Genomic DNA, 19,895 nt, shown 5'->3' with positions numbered 1-19,895 from the left:
CGTCGCCGACCCCGAAACTGCGTGCGGTCACCCGTGCTGCAACGGAGACGTGGGCCCGTTCGGCTGCGGAGCTTCGGCAATGCTGCTTCCGTCTGCGTGGGCCCACATGCCCGGTCAGCGTGTGATGCCGTGGACAACGGACAGAGCGAAACCCTGTCCATCCCTTGTTCTTCGCAGGGAATCCCGGCCGTCAGGCCGGGCGGGAATGCGATCCTCGGGTCTGGAGGCGCGAAGCGCCGGAGTTCTCTGCGTCTGCGGGGTGACGGTCAGGCTGGGCGCCTCTGGTTGTCGATGGAGTCCTTGCCGATGCTCAGCGGTGCGCCGCTGCAGGACCCCGCGAAGTAGGACGGGGACCAGAACACGGGCCCGGTCCCGATCCGGTTGATCCGGCCGGTGTACTCCGCGCGCTTCCTGGAACTGGTCACGGCGATGGGCGCTGTCATCCTGCACACCAAGCTGGGAGTCTCCTCGCCGTTCGTGGCAGGCTTGGCACCTTTCCTGATGTTCGGCTGGTCGGCTGCGGGACTGCTGATCCTGTGGCGGCTCAACCTGGCCAGGATGCTCGTCACCGGTGCCATCGTCTTCCCCGCCGGCCTCGCGCCGGTGGCACTCTTGCTGGTCCACCCCTCCCTGTGGCTGTACCTCGTCGCCGTCTCGATCGCTGGACTAGGAGCGGGCGCGCTGAGGCGAGGATGGCGTTGGCGGACAGCGAACCGAAGGTCATCGCCGAGACGTTGAGCAAGGATGGCCGACCTCGCCAAGCAGCTCGGCGCGCACCACTACATCGACGGAGCCGCGGTGCGACAGTCCGTCCACGGTCGCTGCGATGGCGTCGGAGCTGTCGGTGGTGGCCAGGACGACCTTGGCGCCGCCCAGGGACCGCAGCGCGCCCGCACGGGGCCCGGCTGTGGCACCTCACGTTCCACGATCTCGAACGGTCCGCCGGCGGCGGCTACTTGCGCGACTCGGCCGGATACTTCGGCTGCCGCACCGCGCACGGAGGTTTCGACCGCGCACGGTTCGCCGAAAAGGCCGCTCACGACAACGTGAAATGCGTGTCCCTCAAGCCCTCTCAGGGTGCCAAGCCCGGCATCGGAGGAGTGCTGCCCGGAGAGAAGGTTCATCATCGTGGACGGAGCGGAGGGCGGCACCGGAGCGGCTCCGCTGGAGTTTGCCGACCACCTCGGCAGTCCACTCACCGAGGGACTCATCGCCGTCCACAACGCCCTGGTCGGCGTCGGCCTGTGGGAGCGGATCAGGATCGGTGCCAGCGGCAAGGTGGCCACGGGAGCCGACATCGTCAAGCGCATAGTGCAAGGCGCCGACTTCACCAATTCGGCACGCGCCATGATGTTCGCCATCGGATGCATCCAGGCGCAGAGCTGCCACACCAACGCCTGCCCCGTCGGGGTCGCCACACAGGACCCGCACCGCGCACGCGCATTGAACGTCGACGACAAGTCGGCACGGGTCCACCGCTTCCAGTCCGCCACGGTGAAAAGCGCGCAACAGATCATCGCCTCGCTGGGCGTGAGTGAACCCGCCGAACTACGCCCGAACATGCTGCACCGGCGGGTGGACCCGGTCACCGTCCAGTCCTACGCGGAGCTCTACGACTGGCTGGCCCCCGGGCAGTTGCTGATCGAGCCGCCCGAGTCCTGGGCAGCGGACTGGAAGGCCGCCGATCCTGACCGCTTCAACGCATGATGAGTCTCGCGGCGAGCAGACGTGCTTCCTCCATCGCCTGCGGTTGATTCCCGGCGTCCGGCAGCACACCACTCACCATGCGGCACGCCGACAGCACGAACAGCAGTCCCGGGCGGCTTGACCCCGTCCACATCCGCCGCTTGAGGAAGCAGAGCAGCGACGGCAGCAGGAGTGGGTGGCGGAGAGGGAACGCTGGGCTCCAGAACCTGACCCGGAACCCGAGGCCACACCGTGCGAGCGGTGCAGAGGGCCGATCACCGGCCCGCTCGGCTACGACCCTGAATTCGCCCCGCCGCGGACGGCCGGCACTGCCCCTCCTGCCGTACCGACCTGCGCCAGCAGCATCCGACGCTGCGCCAGGCGGTCTTCGGACGGCGCTCGCGCGGCAAGTAGCCGGGGGCCCCCCGGTGGTGCCGGGACCCTCTGGACAAGGGCCCTGGCGGAGTCCTCAGGGGCGGTTCCAGCCCCGGGGCGGGGTCAGATCCAGGTGGGCACGTGACCCTCGGCATACCGGGCGCCGAAGCCGCCGTGGGGCAGGATCTCGTCGATCGATGGCTGGGCCGCTCCCGTCCTCGACCTCCTCCGCCACGGCACCGCTTTCATCCACCGCCTTGATCGCCGGTGCTGTACGGCGGCTTGCCAGTGCGCCCGAGGACATCGCGGCCAACGGACTGCCGGCGGTCGAGGAATGCACGCCGTGGGAGGAACTGCGCGGGGCCTACCTCGCCCGCCTCGCCGCCCAGCGCCCGGCCGTCGCCTGATGACAGGACGACGTCGCGCTCAGATCGCCTTCAGCGACTCCGCGGCGAAGCAGCTGGAGAACCTCACCGACGAACACCAGATCCACGCCCTGGACCGCGCCCTGGACGCCATCTCCGTCGACCCCGAGATCGGCGAGCTGGCTTCGTTGATCTCTAGGAACAGCGTTTGGCGACCGGTTCCGGGGGCAGTTGGTGATCACCTGGCCCACGCATCTCGATGAGAAACGACGGCACTGTCGTGTCCACGAACGTGGGACAGCCAGCCTCTCGTCAGAGTGGCTGGCCGTCGAAGGGGTCGCCGGAGCCGGGCTTGAACGTTGTGCCGAGGTCGTATTGCGCGATCCCGAAAGGTTGAAAATCGGCATCGGCAAGGACGCGGTAGAGGAACTCCGAGGCGGACATGTCGTACCGGTGCCATGCGCCGACGTCATTGGACCGCGCGAGGACGGGGTAATCGCCCGGCCGCTCGGCATCGATCAGCCAGAAGTACTCGTCGGCCCATTCGGTGGAGCCCCACTCAACCAGACCCTTGCTGCCCGGCGCGTAGATCGCATAGGGCTCGACGGCGGAGACGTTTCCAAGCTTGCTGTCCTGGTCGACCGACAGGGAGACCCGCCACTGTGTCAGGAAGTCGAACGCGAGGCCCTCACCGCGCCCCAGAAAGTAGACGGAATCACTGAAGACGCCGCCGCCGAACACCTCGTAGAGCTCCTTGTAGTCCGCCGGCAGCGGAACACCCAGCTCTCCCTCGATCGCCGCCCAGTCGACGGAGATCCCGAGCGGCTCCCACCCGGTCAGTTCGATCACTCGCTGAACCCACATACAACAATCTTTTAGCATCGGTCTTCGCTCCGATGTCCCTCAACCCCATCGAGCCCCGTGAGTTCGGGAAAGCTGAAGGGTTCTCGGTAGGAATCCACGGGTCCGATACCAGACTTTCCGGCGGGAAGGCCCGGGTTCATGACGAACCTGGGGTGCGGGGCCAGCTACAGAGGTCGGTAGGTGCCGTAGTTCCCTGCAAGGGAGGTAGTGGCGGCTTCGGCGACATCGGATCGGGGGCCGGAGACGCATGAGGTGAGGAAGTCTTGTACTCGCTGCCCCGTCCAGCCGGCCGCGGCAACAGCGGGCCAGAAGTAGAGCCCGTCGTGCGGGGACCTATCTTTGATGAAGTCGAGGATGTAGGTGACGGTTTCCTGATCCGGGGCAAGCCGGAGCATGGCCACGGCCTGCAACGCTCCGCCCGCAAGCGTCTCGTTACTAGTACTCAGGCACCAGCGGATCGCCTCTGCGTGGGAGTGCTCCATGTAGCTCAGACGGACAATGGCGTCGCCCCCAGCAGTGTGAACTGCATGGAGAGTTTTGCGCTGAAGGACGAGATCCCGCAGGTAAGGGAGGTCGGACGGGGAGCCGCAAGTACCCAACGCCATCGTCATCTGATACTGGGTCTCCCAGGTCCGCGAATCCCTCACCTCGTTCTTCAGGGCTTCGAGCAGGGCAGGACCGGCAGATGGGTCGCCCAGCTGTCGAAGTCGCTTCGCGGCCGATCGGCGCTTGGAGGAACTCCGGTCTTGAAGCTGGCGGATCGCCTCGACGGCATCGAGAGCCACGGTCTCTCCTACTGGATATGAGCGTCGCTGGATCCTATTCGGTTCCTCTGACAGTTCCGCCGGCGGTCTCACGGGGCGTGTCGGCGTACACGTGACGACCGGGGCGGTGATCGCGTGAGTGAAGAGCGGAAAGTCTTGCGCTCAGGCCGCGCCGGTTACGTGAAGTGTCAGGAGTGGGGTGCGGCTGGTCGTTGCTGCTCTCGGACGAGGACCGGCGCGGGCTGACCGCGCTCTTCTGGTCGAACATCAACCCGTACGGCACGTTCCGGCTGGAGATGGACAAGCAGCTCGACTTCGCCCTACCCACGGTGCCCATCCCCGTTCACCGGCCAGCACCGCCGACCAACCCGCAACGGAGTCCCGCCATGCCCGCTGAACAGTACGGACGCTGGGTCAGCGCCGCCGACACCACCGCCTTCGCGCAGGACGGCTCTCCGGCTTCGGCGCTTGCACTCGCGTGCGCCCTGCACGCCCTCAACGAGGTCTCCAAGGGGCGTCGAGCCGAGCCCCGCCGCCGCGGTGCTGACCATCTCCGGCCCTGACGGGTCCGTGCTCGGCCAGTTCGCCGCCGGTACCCTGGACGCGGAGATCCTGGCCAAGCGCGTTCACGAGATGTCCGCTGACCGGTACGGCCCGGTCTTCGCCGAGGACCTGGAGCGCCTCGTGCGTAGGTACCAGCAGTAGGCCCCGTCAGGCGTCAGCTGGGCGCTGCGCGACCAGGCCGACGACTCCTGCGGCCAGCTGCTCAAAAGAGTTGGCCCAGGACGTGTTGCCAGTTGCCGACAGCCTCAGCGAGTTGGGTCGATGTGCCGGCGGCAGCGGTGATCGAGGCCATGGCCGCCCTGGCACGACTGAGCCTGCGGGGTTCGTCGGGTGCGACCGCCGCGTCGGCGACGTCGGCGAGGTTGTCAAGGAGCTGGGCACGCAGGGTCTCGGCGAGCCCTGGGTCTTGCTGGACGGCCTCGGCCAGGGCACGGATGGCAGCCGCGGTGTCCGTGTCTCCACGGTCGGCAACGGTGTTGATGCTCGTGCCGATGCTGAGGACCGTGTCGGCGACGGAGACGTTGCTGTTGTGCACGTCACCGATCGCGCCGACGTTGCCGTAGACGGTGACCGGGTCTCGCCGCTTGCCCTGCCCGGAGTCCTCCGCATACTTGGGCATGAGTTCCAGCACCTCCGCAAGGTAGTTGACTGCGATCGCAACATAGGCCGAGTGGATCCGCGGATGGATCCCGGCGGCGATCTCCCGATACTCCTCATAGATCGGGCTGCGGCCACGGTGCACGCCCCTTTTCGCATCGACCAACTCTTCCGCGTGCTTGAACCCCCAGGTCGCCTGCCAATATCGCTGTTGAACCTCTGTCGTGAGGAACGGGCGAAGTGAATCTTCGAAGCGCCAGCTCAGCGCAGCCTCCCGGGATGAGCCGGGCCAGCCGCCTTCCTGGGCCGCGTCGTACTGCTTGACACCTGCTTCTATCAGCATGGCGAGCTGCTCGGCGACTGTCTCCGCAACCACATCATCGCGGAGTCGGGCGAATCCGGGCGGATGGTGAGCCGGGAGCAGGGCTGGGCGTTGAATTGACCTCGCCAGGCTGTCCGCCAGAGTAACGAGACCCTTGTGAAGCTCGCTCAGAACCGGCCTCAACTCACTGTCCGATGCCTTCCAAAGCCACCTGTCCGGCTTCCACTGCAGCGCTTGCTTCACCGGCATGAGTGCCATGCCGATTCCACCAAGATCCGTTTTATAGGCATCCTCAATAGGAATGAAACCCCGGAGTAAGAGCGACACCCTGCTCTCCCAGGAGTTGCCACCGCCGGTGGCTATGTCGCTTATGAGGTCTGCCGCCTCCCTCGTAGACCCCCGCAGCCGTCTCCGCTCCAGGAACGGGCGCACGGCCTCCGCGTGGGAGCGTGCCTGCTTGGCAATGCCTGGTCCGAGTTCCGGCACGGTCTCGCTGATCGTCCGGCGCGCGGCGTCAGGATCGGGTAGTCCCGTGTGGCTTGCGATCGTCATGCAGCCATCATGCCCACGACCGGCGGCACGGACCGGGGTGTCGGAAAAGGATGGCACCCTCAAGTGATCAACGCACCACCCACAGATGATCATGTGATCGTGGAGGCACAGATGCGTGACTACGGGTTTTCGCCAGCTCAGCAGGATGAGATCTGGAGACGCTGGCGCGAGGGCCAGTCGTTCAGCTTGATCGGGCGAGCGCTCGGGGCACCGATGCAGCACGCCCGTCGGTTCCTGCACCAAAGCGGCGGCATCCGCCTCACCCCGCAGCAGCGAGCAGAGCCCCATCTGAGCGGCAGCGAGCGCGAAGTCCCGCGGCATCGCCGCCGGGGAATCCGCCCGGCAGTTGGCCAGGCGACTGGGCCGATCGCCTTCGACCGATCGGGCCGCGGACTCGATCGAACAACTGAGTGTCTCCTTTCCGGACACCTAGACGGGAGTGCAGGTGGACACTGCCGGCGACCGCCTCATCGTCTACCGCAGACCGGACTCGCGCTTCGATGCTGCCCTCGCCGGGCTCGGACTGGGGGTGCACGTCGATCTCCAGGACGCACCGCGGTCCAGGAAGGAGATGCGGGCGACGCACGACCGCCTGGTGCCGCTTGTGGGAAACACCACCGGTTACCGCATCGTCAGGGTCGGCCGCGGAGGGGATGAGCTCGGATTCACCCGTGGGGTCGTGGAGGTCGGTGTTAACGGCGACCTGGAGCAGGCCAAGCGCGAGCTGGGCGCGACATTCGGTGACCGGATTCAGGTCGATGCCGTAGAACCCCCGGCTGGGTGATGGCAGCCCTGCGCGCGCAGGACCCTACCGCTCGACTCGGACAGGGCATCAGGTCGGGCAAGAGCGGGACCGCCGGTCTCTGTCGGCCTTGGTACGCCTGGGACGGCCCAGCGATGGCCCCCAAGTGATGCGGCGGAGCGCACAATACGACCCGCCCCTCGTGGGCCGGGGGGGTCTTGGACTTCGGGGCGAATCCTCGCCTTCCTCAGTCTGTGGACGGTCACTGCGATCCGCCTCCAAGCGCCGTCATTGATGTCACGCGTGGATGCCAGTCTGGGTCACGTGAGAGACAGAGGGTCCCGTGGCGGTGAGCCAAGCTACGCTCATCGCAACCCCCACGGCCTGGTGAGAGGGGGAGCACCTTGGTGAGCCGTCCCCTCCTCTACCTCGACTTGGACGAGCTGTTGAACCCTGTGATGCGAAGCGGGGGGTGTCGCCCCGAGGGCTGCACGACCCATCGAATGAAGCCAGGGAGCTGGCTCACCCACCTTGGAGCAGGACCGTGAACCCGAAAAGGCACCAGCGGACCCTACGCATCATGTTGGCCGTTGCCGTAGGGGCTGCTCTCGCCATTGCCGTCACTGCATCGATCATGAAGGACCGCAGGCATGGGGAGGGTCTCTTGGGTGAGGTGCTGTTGAGCGGTGACGGCCGCACCATCACCACCCTGAACAGCCGGGCCCCATGCCAGCAGGACCCGCCCCTCCTGGTGGCGAGCGAATCCCGCGATTCCGTCACCTTGGTACTGAAGGAAAGCGATATCGATCTCCGGCCTCAGTGCAACAGGATCGACGAGCAGATCACCACGAAGCTGCAGTCACCGCTGGGAACACGACGGCTGGTAGACCCCGGTAACGGCTGGACCATTGCCCCCTTCGACCAGAAGCGGCTGGCCAACCCGCGATATCTCCCGCCAGGCTATTCGCCGACAACTGACGTGCAATGGAGCGACCCCGTCCAGCATGCCCAGCTGTCACCCTTCATGCGGGTCCGGAACTCAGGCCCCGCCTGGACCCGTTTCTACCACCGCGCTTCGGAGCAGGCGTCTTTGAGCATCACGCAAATCGCCGGACGGCTCACAGTGAGTGCCGCAGGCACTCCGGAGTCCATCCACGGGTGGGCCGGTCGGCTCACCCCGGACTCCAATAACACCGTGACATGGACGAACGGGACCTACACATTCATCGTGAGCACCACGGATCAGGACCTGCACGAAGCCGAACTCCTGAGGATCGCCAAACACCTCACCCCCTGAAACCCGAGAGCGCCAACTGGAGGCGACGAACGCGGCCCCCGATGATCAAAGGTGTCGAAACCTTTGATCACGAACAGGGGTCGCGTTCGCATGTCATCCTCCCTGACCGGTGTCCTGCAACGCCACCGCGAGGACGTCGACTTGTCCTGCCCACCCGCCGAACTGCCCGACCTGACCTCGTTGTCGACGGTCCTGGACCGGCTTCCCGATCCGCGGCGCGTAAGAGGCCGCCGCTACCGGCTGGGCTCTTTGCTTGCCCTGTGCCTGCTCGCGGTCCTCGGCGGGGCCACCACGCTGGCCGGAATCGCACGGTTCGCCATCGCTCCACCCCCGAAGTGCGCAAACGGATCGGGCTGGACCGTCCTCCGCGCGCCACCACCCTGGGCCGCCTTCTGTCCCGCATTGACGGCGACGCCCTTGATGACGCCGTGAGCGCCTGGCTTGCCCGGCACTCCCGTGACCCGTCGAAACCGATCCGCCCGAGCTGGTGGGAGTGGCCATCGACGGCAAAGCCGTGCGCGGCAGCCGCGACGTCGGCAAGAGCGCCATCCACCTGCTCGCCGCCGTCCTGCATGAGAACCAGACGGTGATCTCACAGCGGCAGATCGCCGCGAAGAGCAATGAGATCCCCGCCTTCGCCCCGCTGCTGGAACGGCTCGACCTGCGCGGGCACGTCGTCACCGCCGACGCGATGCACACGCTGACCGATCACGCCGAGCAGATGGCCGCCCAGGGCGCCCACTACATCCTGGTCGTGAAACGGAATCAGAAGAAGCTCCGCCGACAGCTGCGGCGACTGCCCTGGCGCGAGATTCCGCTCCTGCACCGCACCCGGGACAAGAGTCACGGCCGCCGCGAGATCCGCCGTCTGAAGGTCTGCACTGTCCAGCCCGGCCTGCTCTTCCCGCACGCCGTCCAGGCCATCGAGATCAAGCGCCGCCGCACGAACCGTAAGACCGTCAAGACGATCTACGCGATCACCAGCCTCACCCCCGCCCAGGCCACCCCGGCCCAACTCGCACAACTGATCCGCGGGCATTGGCAGGTCGAGGCCCTGCACCACGTGAGAGACGTGACCTTCGCCGAGGACGCCTCCCGCATCCGCACCGGCACCGCACCCCGAGCAATGGCGACCCTTCGCAACCTCGCTATCGGGCTCATCCGCCAGGCCGGCTGGACGAACATCACCGCCGCCACCGACCACTACCGGTCACGATCCGACCACGCACTCCAACTGCTCGATCTCGAAACCTGAGAACGCATCAGCCCTGATCAAAGCGAGGCGAGGATCTTCGCCTCTTTCTCCGGGGCGATCCCGTGCTCCGCCCACCGCGGGTGGTCCACGGGACGCCCATCCGCCGCCCACCACCGCCACGTGTCGCGGATCGTCTCGAAGATCGGACGGCAGCGCAGCCCCGCAGCCACAGCGCGGCTTGAGTCGACCGCCCACACACCGGCATGGGTGCGCCAGAGCGGAAGTTCGGTCCACTGCGCCACCCCGTGGTCCGTCAGAACATGTGGTTCGGCCCAAACCGGTTTCCCCATGCCGCCAGTGACGGTCAGGCACCCACTAAGGAAGTCCGCGAAGGTGACGCCGTCGGGGTGGGTGACGTTGTACCCGCCAGTGGCTGTGCTCGCGGCCTGGTCCAGGGCGAATTGAGCGACGTCACGGACGTCGACGGGCTGAATGCGCTGCTCGGGCGGGGCCGGGGCAAGGAGGCGGCCGCCGCGCTTCGCCCGCTCCAGCCACCAGGGAAGGCGGCCGACGTATTCGCCAGGGCCGAGGATCACACCGGGACGTAGGAACACTGCACAATCGCCGAAGGCCTCCACGACAGCACGTTCTCCGCCGGCCTTCTGGAAGCCGTACTGAGTGGGCTGCCGTCTTCTCCTGTGTATCCGAAGGATTCATCGGCGTCCGCAGGGCAGTCCAGCAACGGCGATTCCTCCGCCAGGGGCTGGTGCGGCCACCCTTCGTAGACGGATACGGTGGAGATGTGCACCCAGCGTCTTGCGCGCTTCCGCAGGCTCGTTGCAGCTGAAAGCACGTCGCGCGGTGCAAGTTCTGAACTGGAAGTGTCGATCACCGCGTCCCAAGGGCCGCGCTGGGCTAGGGTCCGCAGGTCATCGATAACTGTACGGTCACCGTGCACGGCCTCCACGCCCGGCGCGTCGGGACCTGACCGGCCGCGGTTGAACGTGGTGACCGTCCACCCCCTCGACAGCGCGTTTTCCGCAATGACCTTGCCCAGGAATCACGTTCCACCGACGATCAGAATCCCCATGGGTCGATCCTGCCCTCCACACGAAGCAAAGGACAGGTCGGCCCGTGAGAACGGCGGGACCGCTGCCCAAGGCTGATCAGGGCCGACGGTCTAAATTTGCGGCGGCGTCGGCAAGACGGGCAACAGTGTGGGACGACGGGCGAAAGACTCCGAGGTGCTGCCACTGCTCTACCTGCACGTCGTCCGTCGTCCGGCGACTTCGTCCCGGCGCTGTAGCACTTCCTCGGCAGCGCGGCCGGGCTGTCTCCGGCGACTTCAAAGGACTCGGCCGGTTCGCGGGGCGGCACCGCAAGGGGGAAGAGGCCATGTACCTGCGCCAGCGCATCGCGGCTACCGTGCAGGCATGCACTTCAGGGAGCCTCCGCCAACTTGAAGTCGCAGGTCAAAGGGCTGGTGTGACCGGTACTCAGGGTGCTCACGCTGGTCGTGGGCGGGAGCCTGTGGAGTAGATCGTCTGTCAGCGGTTGACTTCGAGGTTCGTCAGAACGAGCAAGGCTCGCAGGAGGCGGGTGGCGCGGGCGGGGTCGGTGCGGAGCTTGGTGAGGGTCCGCCAGTTCTTGAGGTGGGCGAAGCCGTGTTCGACTGGCGCGCGTCCGACGGCGAGGACGCGGTTGGCGTCCTTCTGGCCTGGGGTGAGTTTGTGGGTGGGGCTGGTGTGGAAGTCGGTGACGATCACGGGGTCGAGTACGTCGTTGTCCAGGCCGCGGAAGCCGAGGTCCGCGAGGGCGCCGAGGCCGGCGGCGCGCAGGTGGGCCAGGATGTGGTCGTGGCGGGCGGCGGTGATGTCGTGGGTGCGGCCGGGCCGGGCGGCGGATATCCAGATCAGGCGGCCGCGTTCGTCGGTCAAGACGAGGAAGTGCAGGCCGTGATGGTGGTGTTTGCCGGAGTAGTTCCGCCGGTTGGCCTTGCCGGTGCGACGTTGGGTGGGGATGAGGGTGCCGTCGATCAGGACCACCTCCCCGCCTGTCCTAGCGACCCTCTTCAAGGCGCGGTCCAGGCACGGTGCCTGGGCTGCGAGCAGGGCGATCAGCTCGTCGCGCCAGCGGCGCGCTCGCGCCGGACTGCTCCGGGCGACAGCATCCCCGGTCACAGGCGGGTGGTGAATCGGCCGTCGGGCAGTTTGCGCAGCCAGCCGCGATCAACGAGTCTGACCAGTCTCCCGCGCAGCGGTTCCAGCTTGGCCCGCACGCTGACGTCGACTCCCAGCATCTCGCCGACATGCCGGGCCATGACGGGTTTGGCAGCCTGCCGCACAGCGGCGAGGATGCGCTGGTAGTCCGCCGGGAGCATGGTCTCCTCCACGTCCGGCTCGCGGTGCGGAATCAGCTTCACCGACCGCCCACCCACCTGCCCGGGCATCGGCGCGGCTGAGGCGCGCTCGTCGGCGAGTTGTTCGCTCACCCGCTCCAGGACCCGCTCCGCGACGGCAAGTTCGTCCCGCTCGGCCCGCACCTCCGCCAGCTGCTTGGCCAGCTGTTCTTCGAGTTCGTCCAGTTCCGCACGCCGGGCGGTGATCCGTTCCAGCAGCTCGGGATCCATGCACTGGATCGTAGAAGACCACCCGGCCTCAGCGAGCAGGAACCGCAGAGCTGCCCGCTCCTACTCGGCGGCCTCCCGCACGTCTTCCACCCGCGCTGGCTGTCGGCGCCCTCGCGTCGTCGTTGATTCACGTGGCGGTGCAGGCCGTCTCCCAGCGCCATCCTGCCGCCGAGAAAGCGACCTGGATTGGCCAGCAGGTTCCGTCGGCCTCGACGTCGGAGCGACGGTGAAGGCGCCCCACACCGGATCGTCCACCCGGCGCCCTTGAAGGGCGAGTGCCGTACGCCGGGCCGCATCCACGCTGGAGAACGTCATGCTTCGTGGTCGGGGTCGAGCACCACCACAAACCTGTTGCCTTCCGGATCCGTCATCAGGGCGTGCATGCAATCGTGAGGTTCCACGAGAGAGGCGCCCTTGGCGATCAGCGTCTGAACCTGTTCGGCGATCGTTCCGACAAGGACGGTGACGACCGGTAGCACAGCCGGAGATTCCGCTTCGCCGACGCTGTACCCACCCCAACCCGGGATGCCGCCCCAGAACCTGATCATTTTCTCTGGGTCTACTGCTTCAAAATGAACGTGCATGCTGCTGTCTCACTTTCATCTGTGCGACCGAAGCCGAAAACGGCCTACCGAATCAATCCGGCAGGCCGTTACGGGTGAACGGACTTCAGCAGTCGATCACGGTGTTGCCCGTGTCTGCGATTCCGGGTTCGCTGAAGCGTCCGTGGTACTCGACCTGCAAGGTCACCTGAGTGTTGTACGTCTCCCTTTCTCCATCATGCACGCACGTGAGCCCTGGAGTGGTGTAGCGCCCGCTGCACTTCGTCCACCCGCTGTCCTTGTGCTTCACCGCGCGCCAGTACCCGTCGCGCACGTACTCCTGAAGATCGACCTGGACCCGGCACTGGTCGGGTGCCGGAGTTGAGCAACCCGTGTAATGGCCCTGGGCGTACAGCGGGCCGCCATGGGTGACCTGGAACGGTTTCTCACCCTGGAACGTGCACCACACGGGAAAGGCAGCAGTCCTCGCGACGGCCCTTCCCGTGCTGCCGCTCGGAGCTGCCGCAGCCGACGCCGTGGCAGCCGGCACCAGCAGGGCCCCCGCCGCGAGAAGCGGGACGACAAAACGTGCTTTCACTTTTCCCCCTAAGAAAAATCGAACGCGTGTTGCGCCACCGACCACCCTCATGGGTTCACAGGCGCCACACCAGATCCGTGGCGCGAACTTTCCGCTGTTTGTCCGGTTCTCAGTCGTGGAATTGGCCGTTCCCTCCCGTCCACTGGCAGCGGGCCGGTAGAAAACGACGAAGCCCCCGCCGGCCGAGAAGCTGACAGGGGCTGCCTGTGCGGTTTCGTGATCACGGATGCACGTGCGGATCACCTCGTTCAGCTCCTACGCCTGCTCGGGCGTCGACTTATTCGGGCCGTTGGTGAACGCCTCGACCGTCCGCTCCACGGCGTCCGGACGGTTCAGTACCGGGCACTGCCTGCGCCCCCACTCGACCAATGATCAGCGGGGCGAAGCAGACCCCGAATTGGCAACAGCGTCTGAGGAAAGCAGCCGGGGCCCAGTTGCCGCCCGACGATACATGCTCGGCTGCGCGCCGATGGCGGAGAACGGCGGACCTCGAAGTCAACCGCTGACAGGCGATCTACTCCAGAGACTCCCGCCCACGACCAGCGTGAGCACCCTGAGTACCGGTCACACCAGCCCTTTGACCTGCGACTTCAAGTGAGCGGAGGCTCAGGGTGCGCCCTTGTCCTCCTTCAGCTCGCCCGCCAGTCCCCATGATGGTGGCTGAGACGCGTATCTCCGCTCTAGGAGCTGGGCAGTCTCAGATGCGTCGTTCGGAGTGCGCGGATGCTTGGAGGGCTTGTGAACATAGCCGCACTGCTCGTGTCGGTCGGTGAGAGTTGATGCAACAGTTGGTTTGCGTGAGCGGTGTGTTCTGCCGGGAGGTATGGGTTTAGAGGCGCCGTTGCGGGGGATGGTGCCGTCTTGCGTGGTGTGCGGCTGGGAACGGGCTCGGCGGCAGGGCGGAGTCTTGGAGGCGGGGGACGGTGGGGGAGCACCATCGGTTAACAAGGGCCGATCCTGGAGAGTTCCGAGCCGTCGCGCCCCACGGCCACGATGAGCGGTCTCTGGACGCCAAAGGCAGCGCCACGACCGACGGCACCCCGGTGCAACTCACCCCAGGCCAGAAGGACGCCAACCGCGTCCTCGCCGTCGGACGCGCGCCAGTCGAACACGGCTTCGCCCACCTCAAGAACTGGCGGACCCTCACCAAGCCCCGCACCGACCCCGCCCACGCCACCCGCCTCCTGCGCGCCCTGCTTGTCCTGACGAACCTCGAAGTCAACCGCTGACGGATGTGAGGCCCGCTCCGCCCGGACGCTGAAAGTCACTCAGCGACGGTGATTGAACGAAGGTCAGCGTCCAGCATGCGGATCAACTCACCAACCCGTCCGCCGCCACTCGGCGCCGCCGGGAAGCGTTTGAGCACGTCAATGACGACTGGTGTCGCACGATGCACCGTCTGCTCGATACTTTCGGCACCAACGCTCCGATCGTCGCCGTCGACGAGTTCGGCCGCTCTGGCCGCGTAAGCGCCAGCTCCGAGAATGTGCTTGACCTGGGTGGCCTTGGCCAACGGATGCAGGTAGGCGGCGCCTGCCGCAGACATCGCAGCCCACGCTGCCTCTCGGGCAGCCGCAGTATCCGCGCCCTTGGCCGCTTTGAGGGCCGCCGATGCCGTGTCGCGCAGAGACTTCCCGCGTTCGCCGCCCCGGGCGAACTCCCACGCGGCACTGATCGCGTCTCGAGGCCGCGAGTCGTCCGGCTGATCGGCCTCGAATACCTCAAGCGCCGCCTCAGCACAGGCCGCAGCGAACGCGGCGATCTCACGAAGGTCCTGCTTGCTCAGAACGATCTCGCTCGCGTCCCCTGTCATGGGTTCTATCTTCCACGATTGCGCCGGACCGCTAGCACTCCAGTGTGACTTCGTGATCTATCCGGTTGAAGTGCTGGCGAGTCGTCGCTGGTAGTGGCTGCGGCGGGCCGTGGCCTGGTGGCGCCTACGCCAGTTTGACCAGTGGAGCAGCCTGCGCGGGGAGGTGCTCGGCGGGTCCAGCAAGGCGCCGAGCAGGAGGCGGATCTCGGGGACGGTCAGGTCGATCGGGGCAGTGCTGCGAGCGGGGCGGTTCGGCTGTGCGGTCCTTGACGGCGTCGCGTCGGCAGCGAGGACCGCCAGGAACGCCAGCGCGAGCATGGCCAGGGTGATGTGCCGGTGCCAGGCGGTCCAATGGCGGACCTGGTAGTGATCCAGTCCCACTTGGCCTTTCGCGGCCTGGAAGCATTCCTCGATGCACCACCTGGCTCCGGCCACCCGAATTAGCTCGGACAGCGGCACTGGCTTCGGGGCCCAGCACAGGTAGAAGGCGAGTTCGCCGCTGTTCGGGTTGCGGCGGATCAGCAGGTGTCGGTGGCCGTCGGCGCCGATCTCGATCCAGGCCCAGTCGTAGTAGCGCGGCCCCTTTGCTCCGGATCCGGCGCTCTGCCGGTGCCAGGCCGAGGTGGGCGGGCGGTTGGCCATGGCATCCGCGCGGGCGGCGGTGCGGCCCTGGTTGATCCGTACCCGGGTACTGCAGGCGACGGCCAGGACATAGCCGATCTCACGGGACTCCAGCAGGGCGCGTAGGCCGGGGTCTTGGCCGTATGCCTCGTCGCCGGTCGCCCAGGTGGCGCTGGTCCCGGCGTCCAGTGCTGCGGCGATCATCTGCCCGGCCAGCGTGGGCTTGGTAGCGAACTCCGCTTGGTCGGGCACGCCGGCGCGGGTTCGGCGCTCGGCGTCCTGGCACCACGAGGCTTCGGGCAGGTAGAGCCGGCGGTCAATCAACGCGCGTCCTCTGCTGGAGGCGTAGGCGAGGAAGACGCCGACCTGACTGTTCTCGATCCGGCCGGCGGTGCCGGTGTACTGGCGCTGCACGCCAGCCGAAGCGGTGCCTTTCTTCAGGAAGCCGGTCTCGTCCACGATCAGGACCCCGCCGTCGGCACCGAGGTGCTCGATGACGTAGGCCCGGACGTCATCGCGGACAGCGTCGGCGTCCCAGCGGGTGCTTCGCAGCAGCCGCTGCATCGGCCCGGGGCGGGCATGGCCGGCCTGCTCGGCCGGCCGCCAGCAGTTCTTCCGCTCGACGCCGGACAGCAGGGCGAGCACAAAGGCGCGGGCAGTCGCCCGCGGCTCCACCCGCTTGAACCGGCCCGCGATCCGGGCCATGGCCTGATCGAACATTGAAAGCCAACAGGCGGCGTCTATGCTGCTGTCCGCGGTCACAACACGATCTTCAGGATTCCACACAGCCCTTGATGATCACGCGGTGGCCGCTCCAGGTCTAGCGGGTGTGACAGGCTGCTTTAGCCGGTGGGTTCCGCACAGGACGAGGCTCGGGATCGACCGCCGAGCGTCAGCGGCCCGACGCCTGGATGTTCAGCCCGTGGCTCGGCCCCGGGGACGGCGTGACGGACTTGGCCGACGACGTTTCTCCCGGCCTGCGGCTGCTTGTAGGGCCGGTCATCGAGTGCAACAGGGGGGCGGGGCATGGGCGAGGACCCACTCATTACGGCGGTGCGGAGCGGGGACGAGGACGCGGTCAGAGTGCTGCTTGAGGACGGGGCGGATCCCGACGCCGTCGACGAGCAGGGCAGCCCCGCACTCTGCCTGGCCATCTCAGCATTCAACTCGACGATCGCCAGCTACCTGGTGGAAGGCGGCGCGGATCCGGACCGCCAACTGTCCGACGGGACCACACCCCGACTGCGGGCCGTCGACAGCGGCTCCATCGGCCTCGCCCACTGCCTGCTCGGTGAAGCGGCCCAACTCAGTGAGGCCACCCGCGTGGAACTGCTGGCACGCGCACGGCAGTGGCATGAGATGGGCCCGGTCGCCATGCTGCGGGAGCGAACCAGCGCCTCGGACTCGGTCGAGCGGGTCCGGATCCGGGACACGGAATGGTTCACCGAGTACCACGAGATCCGGCTCGGCGGAATGACCGTCCGCGACGGCCACACAGGGATCCTCACCCTCCTCGAGAAGCACTTCGGACTTCACCCGGGCATGGACGAGTTGGCCGCCCGCGCGTGCGCACTTGAGTACCCCGACTGGGAGCACGCCGCCTGGTGGGAGATCACCAGAACCCTTGCCCAGAGGCAGGACAATGAGACCTGGGAGGCTGCGGCGGCACTGCGGGCTCACCCTGATCCCCTGCACCGCCGCTTCGGCGCGGAGGTCCTGATCTCCCTCAACCTCGGGGATCCCATGTCGGACGCCCCGAGCCCGTTCGAACAGCGCACGCTCGAGTTCCTCCTCGGCTGGGCGGCGGAGGAGGAACACCCGCACGTCCTGGCCGAGACCCTGTCCGGCCTTGGCCAGCATGAAGATCCGAGGATCGAACCACTGGGGCTTTCCTTCCTCGCCCACTCCGCCCCGCAGGTACGTGCGGGGGTTGTCTCGACCCTGAGAATCGTCGACTCGGAAAGGTCCGAGCGGCAGACGTTCACCTCCGAGGGACTGAACGCCCTCCTCGCACTGGCTCAGGACACCGACGCCTCCGTCCGCAAGGTCGCCGCCTACCGGCTCGCGCACAGCCTGAATCCGGAACCCGCCGTCGGGGACATGCTGGCCAGCCTGCTCGACGACGATGACCAGCAGACCCGCATCTGGGCCGTCCATGGGCTGGCCGAGCGGGACGATCCGCGCTGCGTCGACGGCGCCGGCCGGGTGGGGCCCGTCGACGAGTACGAGGCCTGGTCCTGGATCCTTGGCGCGCCCGCACGGTACGAGCAGCGCCAGAGGGAACAGGACGCGCCAGCCAGGGCCGAGTAGCGAATACTCGCCCCTACGTCTCACCGCTTGCCCGCAGCGGTCACCCTCGGAGACGAGTCCGCCCCAGCGACTCGATACGCGATGCGGCCGACCGCATGGTCGTGAAGTTGACCCGCCCACCAACTTATCTGCGGACCCGATATCGACGCACCCGGTCATATCCGGCCCAGCGCAAAACCACGAAGTCGCACTGGAGTACTAGTCGGTAGGGACGGCTCCGGGCTTCATATGCCGACTGGCTCCCAAGCTGACCGGATGCCGCCCGGCCACAGCGAACGGAAGACGAGCAGCCGACCGCTGACAGACGATCTACTCCTGAGACAGCCGCCCACGACCAGCGCGAGTACGCCGACATCCGGTCATACCAGCCCTTTGACCAGCGAATTCGAGTTGGCGGAGGCTCACTGCGCAACACCCATTGCTGTCAGCAAGGAGCGGCCCGCATGCAGGCACTCCGCATTGCTTCCGACACGACCGTCACCGGGCTAACGCTGCCCGACCTGGATGCGCGGCGGGCGATCCGGGAACACCTCGGATCCACGGGCGCCGCCGACCAGGCCGTGTATCACCGGCGTGCTCTCCTGCAGATCCACGGCAGCGGACAGTCGATCGGACTCCAGCAGAATCTCGCCGCCTGGGCCCTGGCGAGCGCCTGGCGGGGTATGGCTCTGTACCCGCTGCACGGGCCCGTCGTCATCACCGGCCGTACCCAGGACGGGGGAGTGGCGCCACTGGACGATGACCTTGCGCAGTACGCCCGCGCTGTTGCGCAGACCGTCCGGGAGACGCTGATCGAGTGGCAGGCGCGGCACCCGGCAACCAACGAGGCGGCCATCGCCGAGCTCCTTGCCTGCGCCTTCCGTGACGTGACCACCGACCGGTAGTAGTGCACGCCGGATGCGCACCGTGCACCGCATCGTCCGCAGCGGCCTGTTGAAGTCCATCGCTGACTGCAGCGACCGCGTTTGGCGAGGGCGCCCGTGTGGCGTGCAGGGGCACCTACCAGGACGCCCCATCTCTCCGCGGTCCTCGGGGTGAGCGGCCGTACTCCCGCAACGCAGTGCCTCATCCTCGGCCTGCCGCACCGCGGAGGCCAGATGCGGGCCGTGGGAGTGAGCCTCCCCCTCGGCCAGGCGGTACGCCACGAGCTGCTCCCGCTGCTGCGGCCGGCCGGGGACACGTAGGCAGAGCTGCCCGGAACCGTGGGCGGGCTGCCCGGCGCGGGTCCGGTGCACTACCGGCCCGTGATCCCCGACGTGGTCGTGGAGATCGAGGCCGACCAGACCGGCCCCCGCGAGTTCGGGCGGTTCCGGCACCGCCCCCGCGTGCTACGCGTCCGAGGCGACCTCACGGCCGACAACCTGCCCCCCGCTCCCTGAGCCGCGGGCCAGCGGCTCCGTCCGTGAGCGCGCGGTCACCGCACCAGGCGGCAGGTGCGCCAGCCTCGCCCGTCACGCACCAGGACGCCGCGCTCTTCAAGATTGCCGAGGTGGTAGGCGACCGACGCCGTGCTGCTGAGCCCGATGTCGTCGGCAAGCTGCCGGACCGACGGGCCCTCACCGCGTTCCTCGATCCAGCGCCGTATGCACCGCAGGATCTGCTCCTCCCGTGCCGTGAGGTGCTCCGGGCGCCGGTTCACGGTCGCCACCCCACGGCGCGGGCCTGGCGGCGCAGCTCCACGCGCGCCGCCGGCGTCCGTCCCGGGCCGGACCAGTACGGGTGAAACAGCAGCCGGCCGGACAGGGTCTGCAGGCGGCGGCGCAGCGCGGTGGTGTGCACCGGGTGCGGCACGGCCAGCACCGCATACGTGAGCTGCCACTCCGCCTGAAGCTCGATCAGGTCAGGGGGGAAGGGTGCGTGCTCCATGCCCATAATTGGGCCACGTGTTCGATTTTCTGGCCAAGTCGATGCGCTGGCCCGCCTCCGGCGCCCGTGTCCTGAGCCATCGGATCTTGAGCGCGTGCCATCGATTCCTAATGCGGTCTGTCAAGCCGCGAGGACGGTGGGCGGCGTGAGTTCGTAGCACCGTCCGTCGCGCAGAAGGGCCCAGAGGACGTTC

27 protein-coding genes and 1 pseudogene are annotated in these 19,895 nt (G+C 67.4%); 16 read left to right on the top strand and 12 right to left on the bottom strand.

The window, feature by feature from the left end; translation table 11 throughout:
* The first annotated feature begins 393 nt into the window (after positions 1-393).
* The 4 genes and pseudogenes from ACFZDJ_RS51535 (at position 394) to ACFZDJ_RS51520 (ending at position 2,689) form a co-directional block, all read left to right on the top strand.
* A complete protein-coding gene (locus ACFZDJ_RS51535) occupies positions 394-738 on the top strand; it encodes a hypothetical protein (protein WP_391069965.1) in 345 nt (114 codons plus the stop codon).
* Between the two features lie 233 nt (positions 739-971).
* Positions 972-1,707: pseudogene (locus ACFZDJ_RS51530) on the top strand (glutamate synthase-related protein); the annotation flags it as partial.
* Between the two features lie 551 nt (positions 1,708-2,258).
* Positions 2,259-2,468 (top strand): hypothetical protein, encoded by a 210-nt coding sequence (locus ACFZDJ_RS51525; protein ID WP_391069963.1) that lies wholly within the window; start codon positions 2,259-2,261, stop codon positions 2,466-2,468.
* Positions 2,468-2,689, top strand: a complete 222-nt coding sequence (locus tag ACFZDJ_RS51520) for a hypothetical protein (RefSeq protein ID WP_391069961.1) — start codon at positions 2,468-2,470, stop codon at positions 2,687-2,689. The genes ACFZDJ_RS51525 and ACFZDJ_RS51520 overlap by 1 nt, the downstream gene beginning before the upstream one ends.
* A gap of 49 nt (positions 2,690-2,738) precedes the next feature.
* Here ACFZDJ_RS51520 and ACFZDJ_RS51515 read toward each other — a convergent pair whose 3' ends face one another.
* Positions 2,739-3,275, bottom strand: a complete 537-nt coding sequence (locus ACFZDJ_RS51515; protein WP_390941633.1) for an SMI1/KNR4 family protein — start codon at positions 3,273-3,275, stop codon at positions 2,739-2,741.
* 179 nt (positions 3,276-3,454) lie between these two features.
* The gene (locus ACFZDJ_RS51510; protein WP_391069959.1) at positions 3,455-4,075 is read right to left on the bottom strand and encodes a HEAT repeat domain-containing protein; all 621 of its coding nucleotides are present in this window, start codon (positions 4,073-4,075) and stop codon (positions 3,455-3,457) included.
* Between the two features lie 164 nt (positions 4,076-4,239).
* On the opposite strand from ACFZDJ_RS51510, the gene ACFZDJ_RS51505 reads away from it, so the two are divergent.
* Together ACFZDJ_RS51505 and ACFZDJ_RS51500 are read left to right on the top strand one after the other, a co-directional pair.
* Positions 4,240-4,617: a hypothetical protein gene (locus ACFZDJ_RS51505; RefSeq protein ID WP_391069957.1), complete on the top strand. Its 378-nt coding sequence runs from the start codon at positions 4,240-4,242 to the stop codon at positions 4,615-4,617.
* On the top strand, positions 4,595-4,759 hold the full coding sequence (locus tag ACFZDJ_RS51500; protein WP_391069955.1) for a hypothetical protein: 165 nt from the start codon (positions 4,595-4,597) through the stop codon (positions 4,757-4,759). Before ACFZDJ_RS51505 ends, ACFZDJ_RS51500 begins: the two co-directional genes overlap by 23 nt.
* A 61-nt stretch (positions 4,760-4,820) precedes the next feature.
* Here the strand turns inward: ACFZDJ_RS51500 and ACFZDJ_RS51495 are convergent, their stop codons facing one another.
* Positions 4,821-6,089 carry a hypothetical protein gene (locus tag ACFZDJ_RS51495; protein ID WP_391069953.1) on the bottom strand — a complete coding sequence of 423 codons (1,269 nt, stop codon included), beginning with the start codon at positions 6,087-6,089 and terminating at the stop codon, positions 4,821-4,823.
* Positions 6,090-6,408: 319 nt separating this feature from the next.
* Between ACFZDJ_RS51495 and ACFZDJ_RS51490 the strand changes: the two genes are divergently transcribed.
* The 5 genes from ACFZDJ_RS51490 to ACFZDJ_RS51470 all read left to right on the top strand — a co-directional run bounded on the left by ACFZDJ_RS51490 (position 6,409) and on the right by ACFZDJ_RS51470 (position 9,383).
* Positions 6,409-6,522 (top strand): helix-turn-helix domain-containing protein, encoded by a 114-nt coding sequence (locus ACFZDJ_RS51490; protein ID WP_391070050.1) that lies wholly within the window; start codon positions 6,409-6,411, stop codon positions 6,520-6,522.
* A 12-nt stretch (positions 6,523-6,534) separates the two neighbouring features.
* Positions 6,535-6,873 carry a hypothetical protein gene (locus tag ACFZDJ_RS51485; protein ID WP_391069951.1) on the top strand — a complete coding sequence of 113 codons (339 nt, stop codon included), beginning with the start codon at positions 6,535-6,537 and terminating at the stop codon, positions 6,871-6,873.
* A 538-nt stretch (positions 6,874-7,411) separates the two neighbouring features.
* Positions 7,412-8,128, top strand: a complete 717-nt coding sequence (locus ACFZDJ_RS51480; RefSeq protein ID WP_391069949.1) for a hypothetical protein — start codon at positions 7,412-7,414, stop codon at positions 8,126-8,128.
* Between the two features lie 90 nt (positions 8,129-8,218).
* Positions 8,219-8,560, top strand: a complete 342-nt coding sequence (locus tag ACFZDJ_RS51475; RefSeq protein ID WP_391069947.1) for a transposase family protein — start codon at positions 8,219-8,221, stop codon at positions 8,558-8,560.
* Positions 8,561-8,615: 55 nt separating this feature from the next.
* Complete coding sequence (locus tag ACFZDJ_RS51470) at positions 8,616-9,383, top strand: ISAs1 family transposase (RefSeq protein WP_390941653.1); 768 nt, start codon at positions 8,616-8,618, stop codon at positions 9,381-9,383.
* 17 nt (positions 9,384-9,400) lie between these two features.
* Here the strand turns inward: ACFZDJ_RS51470 and ACFZDJ_RS51465 are convergent, their stop codons facing one another.
* The 5 genes from ACFZDJ_RS51465 to ACFZDJ_RS51445 form a co-directional block, all read right to left on the bottom strand.
* Positions 9,401-9,919: an epimerase gene (locus tag ACFZDJ_RS51465; protein ID WP_391069946.1), complete on the bottom strand. Its 519-nt coding sequence runs from the start codon at positions 9,917-9,919 to the stop codon at positions 9,401-9,403.
* A 951-nt stretch (positions 9,920-10,870) separates the two neighbouring features.
* Entirely contained in the window at positions 10,871-11,503 is a 633-nt protein-coding gene (locus tag ACFZDJ_RS51460; RefSeq protein WP_391069944.1) for a transposase family protein, read from the bottom strand.
* Positions 11,500-11,952 (bottom strand): hypothetical protein, encoded by a 453-nt coding sequence (locus ACFZDJ_RS51455; protein WP_391069942.1) that lies wholly within the window; start codon positions 11,950-11,952, stop codon positions 11,500-11,502. Before ACFZDJ_RS51455 ends, ACFZDJ_RS51460 begins: the two co-directional genes overlap by 4 nt.
* Before the next feature lie 311 nt (positions 11,953-12,263).
* Positions 12,264-12,536, bottom strand: coding sequence for a hypothetical protein (locus ACFZDJ_RS51450; RefSeq protein ID WP_391069940.1), 273 nt, complete (start codon positions 12,534-12,536; stop codon positions 12,264-12,266).
* A gap of 85 nt (positions 12,537-12,621) precedes the next feature.
* Positions 12,622-13,335: a hypothetical protein gene (locus ACFZDJ_RS51445; protein ID WP_391069938.1), complete on the bottom strand. Its 714-nt coding sequence runs from the start codon at positions 13,333-13,335 to the stop codon at positions 12,622-12,624.
* An 800-nt stretch (positions 13,336-14,135) separates the two neighbouring features.
* Between ACFZDJ_RS51445 and ACFZDJ_RS51440 the strand changes: the two genes are divergently transcribed.
* Entirely contained in the window at positions 14,136-14,321 is a 186-nt protein-coding gene (locus ACFZDJ_RS51440; RefSeq protein ID WP_391069936.1) for a transposase family protein, read from the top strand.
* A gap of 35 nt (positions 14,322-14,356) precedes the next feature.
* Here ACFZDJ_RS51440 and ACFZDJ_RS51435 read toward each other — a convergent pair whose 3' ends face one another.
* Complete coding sequence (locus ACFZDJ_RS51435; RefSeq protein ID WP_360271865.1) at positions 14,357-14,905, bottom strand: putative immunity protein; 549 nt, start codon at positions 14,903-14,905, stop codon at positions 14,357-14,359.
* Between the two features lie 57 nt (positions 14,906-14,962).
* Complete coding sequence (locus ACFZDJ_RS51430) at positions 14,963-16,246, bottom strand: IS701 family transposase (RefSeq protein ID WP_391069935.1); 1,284 nt, start codon at positions 16,244-16,246, stop codon at positions 14,963-14,965.
* Between the two features lie 306 nt (positions 16,247-16,552).
* Between ACFZDJ_RS51430 and ACFZDJ_RS51425 the strand changes: the two genes are divergently transcribed.
* From ACFZDJ_RS51425 to ACFZDJ_RS51410, 4 genes are all read left to right on the top strand, one after another.
* Entirely contained in the window at positions 16,553-17,836 is a 1,284-nt protein-coding gene (locus tag ACFZDJ_RS51425; protein WP_391069933.1) for a HEAT repeat domain-containing protein, read from the top strand.
* 443 nt (positions 17,837-18,279) lie between these two features.
* On the top strand, positions 18,280-18,720 hold the full coding sequence (locus ACFZDJ_RS51420; RefSeq protein WP_391069931.1) for a hypothetical protein: 441 nt from the start codon (positions 18,280-18,282) through the stop codon (positions 18,718-18,720).
* Positions 18,721-18,870: 150 nt separating this feature from the next.
* Entirely contained in the window at positions 18,871-19,020 is a 150-nt protein-coding gene (locus tag ACFZDJ_RS51415) for a hypothetical protein (protein ID WP_391069930.1), read from the top strand.
* An 18-nt stretch (positions 19,021-19,038) separates the two neighbouring features.
* Positions 19,039-19,215, top strand: coding sequence for a hypothetical protein (locus ACFZDJ_RS51410; RefSeq protein ID WP_391069929.1), 177 nt, complete (start codon positions 19,039-19,041; stop codon positions 19,213-19,215).
* Positions 19,216-19,250: 35 nt separating this feature from the next.
* On the opposite strand, the gene ACFZDJ_RS51405 is transcribed toward ACFZDJ_RS51410, so the two are convergent.
* Entirely contained in the window at positions 19,251-19,475 is a 225-nt protein-coding gene (locus ACFZDJ_RS51405; RefSeq protein ID WP_390942228.1) for a winged helix DNA-binding protein, read from the bottom strand.
* Positions 19,472-19,702, bottom strand: a complete 231-nt coding sequence (locus ACFZDJ_RS51400) for a hypothetical protein (protein WP_261691452.1) — start codon at positions 19,700-19,702, stop codon at positions 19,472-19,474. Before ACFZDJ_RS51400 ends, ACFZDJ_RS51405 begins: the two co-directional genes overlap by 4 nt.
* Positions 19,703-19,895: the final 193 nt, after the last annotated feature.

This window comes from Streptomyces sp. NPDC007896, from assembly GCF_042959425.1.
Taxonomy (GTDB): Bacteria; Actinomycetota; Actinomycetes; order Streptomycetales; family Streptomycetaceae; genus Streptomyces.
This window is presented reverse-complemented; position numbering and strand designations above follow the sequence as displayed.

What these genes read in the sequence shown, in the direction of transcription:
- ACFZDJ_RS51525 (WP_391069963.1), top strand. Translation starts at nt 2,259, where the DNA reads ATGGCTGGGCCGCTCCCGTCCTCGACCTCCTCCGCCACGGCACCGCTT.
- ACFZDJ_RS51520 (WP_391069961.1), top strand. Translation starts at nt 2,468, where the DNA reads ATGACAGGACGACGTCGCGCTCAGATCGCCTTCAGCGACTCCGCGGCG.
- ACFZDJ_RS51495 (WP_391069953.1), bottom strand. Translation starts at nt 6,089, where the DNA reads ATGACGATCGCAAGCCACACGGGACTACCCGATCCTGACGCCGCGCGC.
- ACFZDJ_RS51480 (WP_391069949.1), top strand. Translation starts at nt 7,412, where the DNA reads ATGTTGGCCGTTGCCGTAGGGGCTGCTCTCGCCATTGCCGTCACTGCA.
- ACFZDJ_RS51475 (WP_391069947.1), top strand. Translation starts at nt 8,219, where the DNA reads ATGTCATCCTCCCTGACCGGTGTCCTGCAACGCCACCGCGAGGACGTC.
- ACFZDJ_RS51455 (WP_391069942.1), bottom strand. Translation starts at nt 11,952, where the DNA reads ATGGATCCCGAGCTGCTGGAACGGATCACCGCCCGGCGTGCGGAACTG.
- ACFZDJ_RS51450 (WP_391069940.1), bottom strand. Translation starts at nt 12,536, where the DNA reads ATGCACGTTCATTTTGAAGCAGTAGACCCAGAGAAAATGATCAGGTTC.
- ACFZDJ_RS51435 (WP_360271865.1), bottom strand. Translation starts at nt 14,905, where the DNA reads ATGACAGGGGACGCGAGCGAGATCGTTCTGAGCAAGCAGGACCTTCGT.
- ACFZDJ_RS51430 (WP_391069935.1), bottom strand. Translation starts at nt 16,246, where the DNA reads ATGTTCGATCAGGCCATGGCCCGGATCGCGGGCCGGTTCAAGCGGGTG.
- ACFZDJ_RS51425 (WP_391069933.1), top strand. Translation starts at nt 16,553, where the DNA reads ATGGGCGAGGACCCACTCATTACGGCGGTGCGGAGCGGGGACGAGGAC.
- ACFZDJ_RS51420 (WP_391069931.1), top strand. Translation starts at nt 18,280, where the DNA reads ATGCAGGCACTCCGCATTGCTTCCGACACGACCGTCACCGGGCTAACG.
- ACFZDJ_RS51400 (WP_261691452.1), bottom strand. Translation starts at nt 19,702, where the DNA reads ATGGAGCACGCACCCTTCCCCCCTGACCTGATCGAGCTTCAGGCGGAG.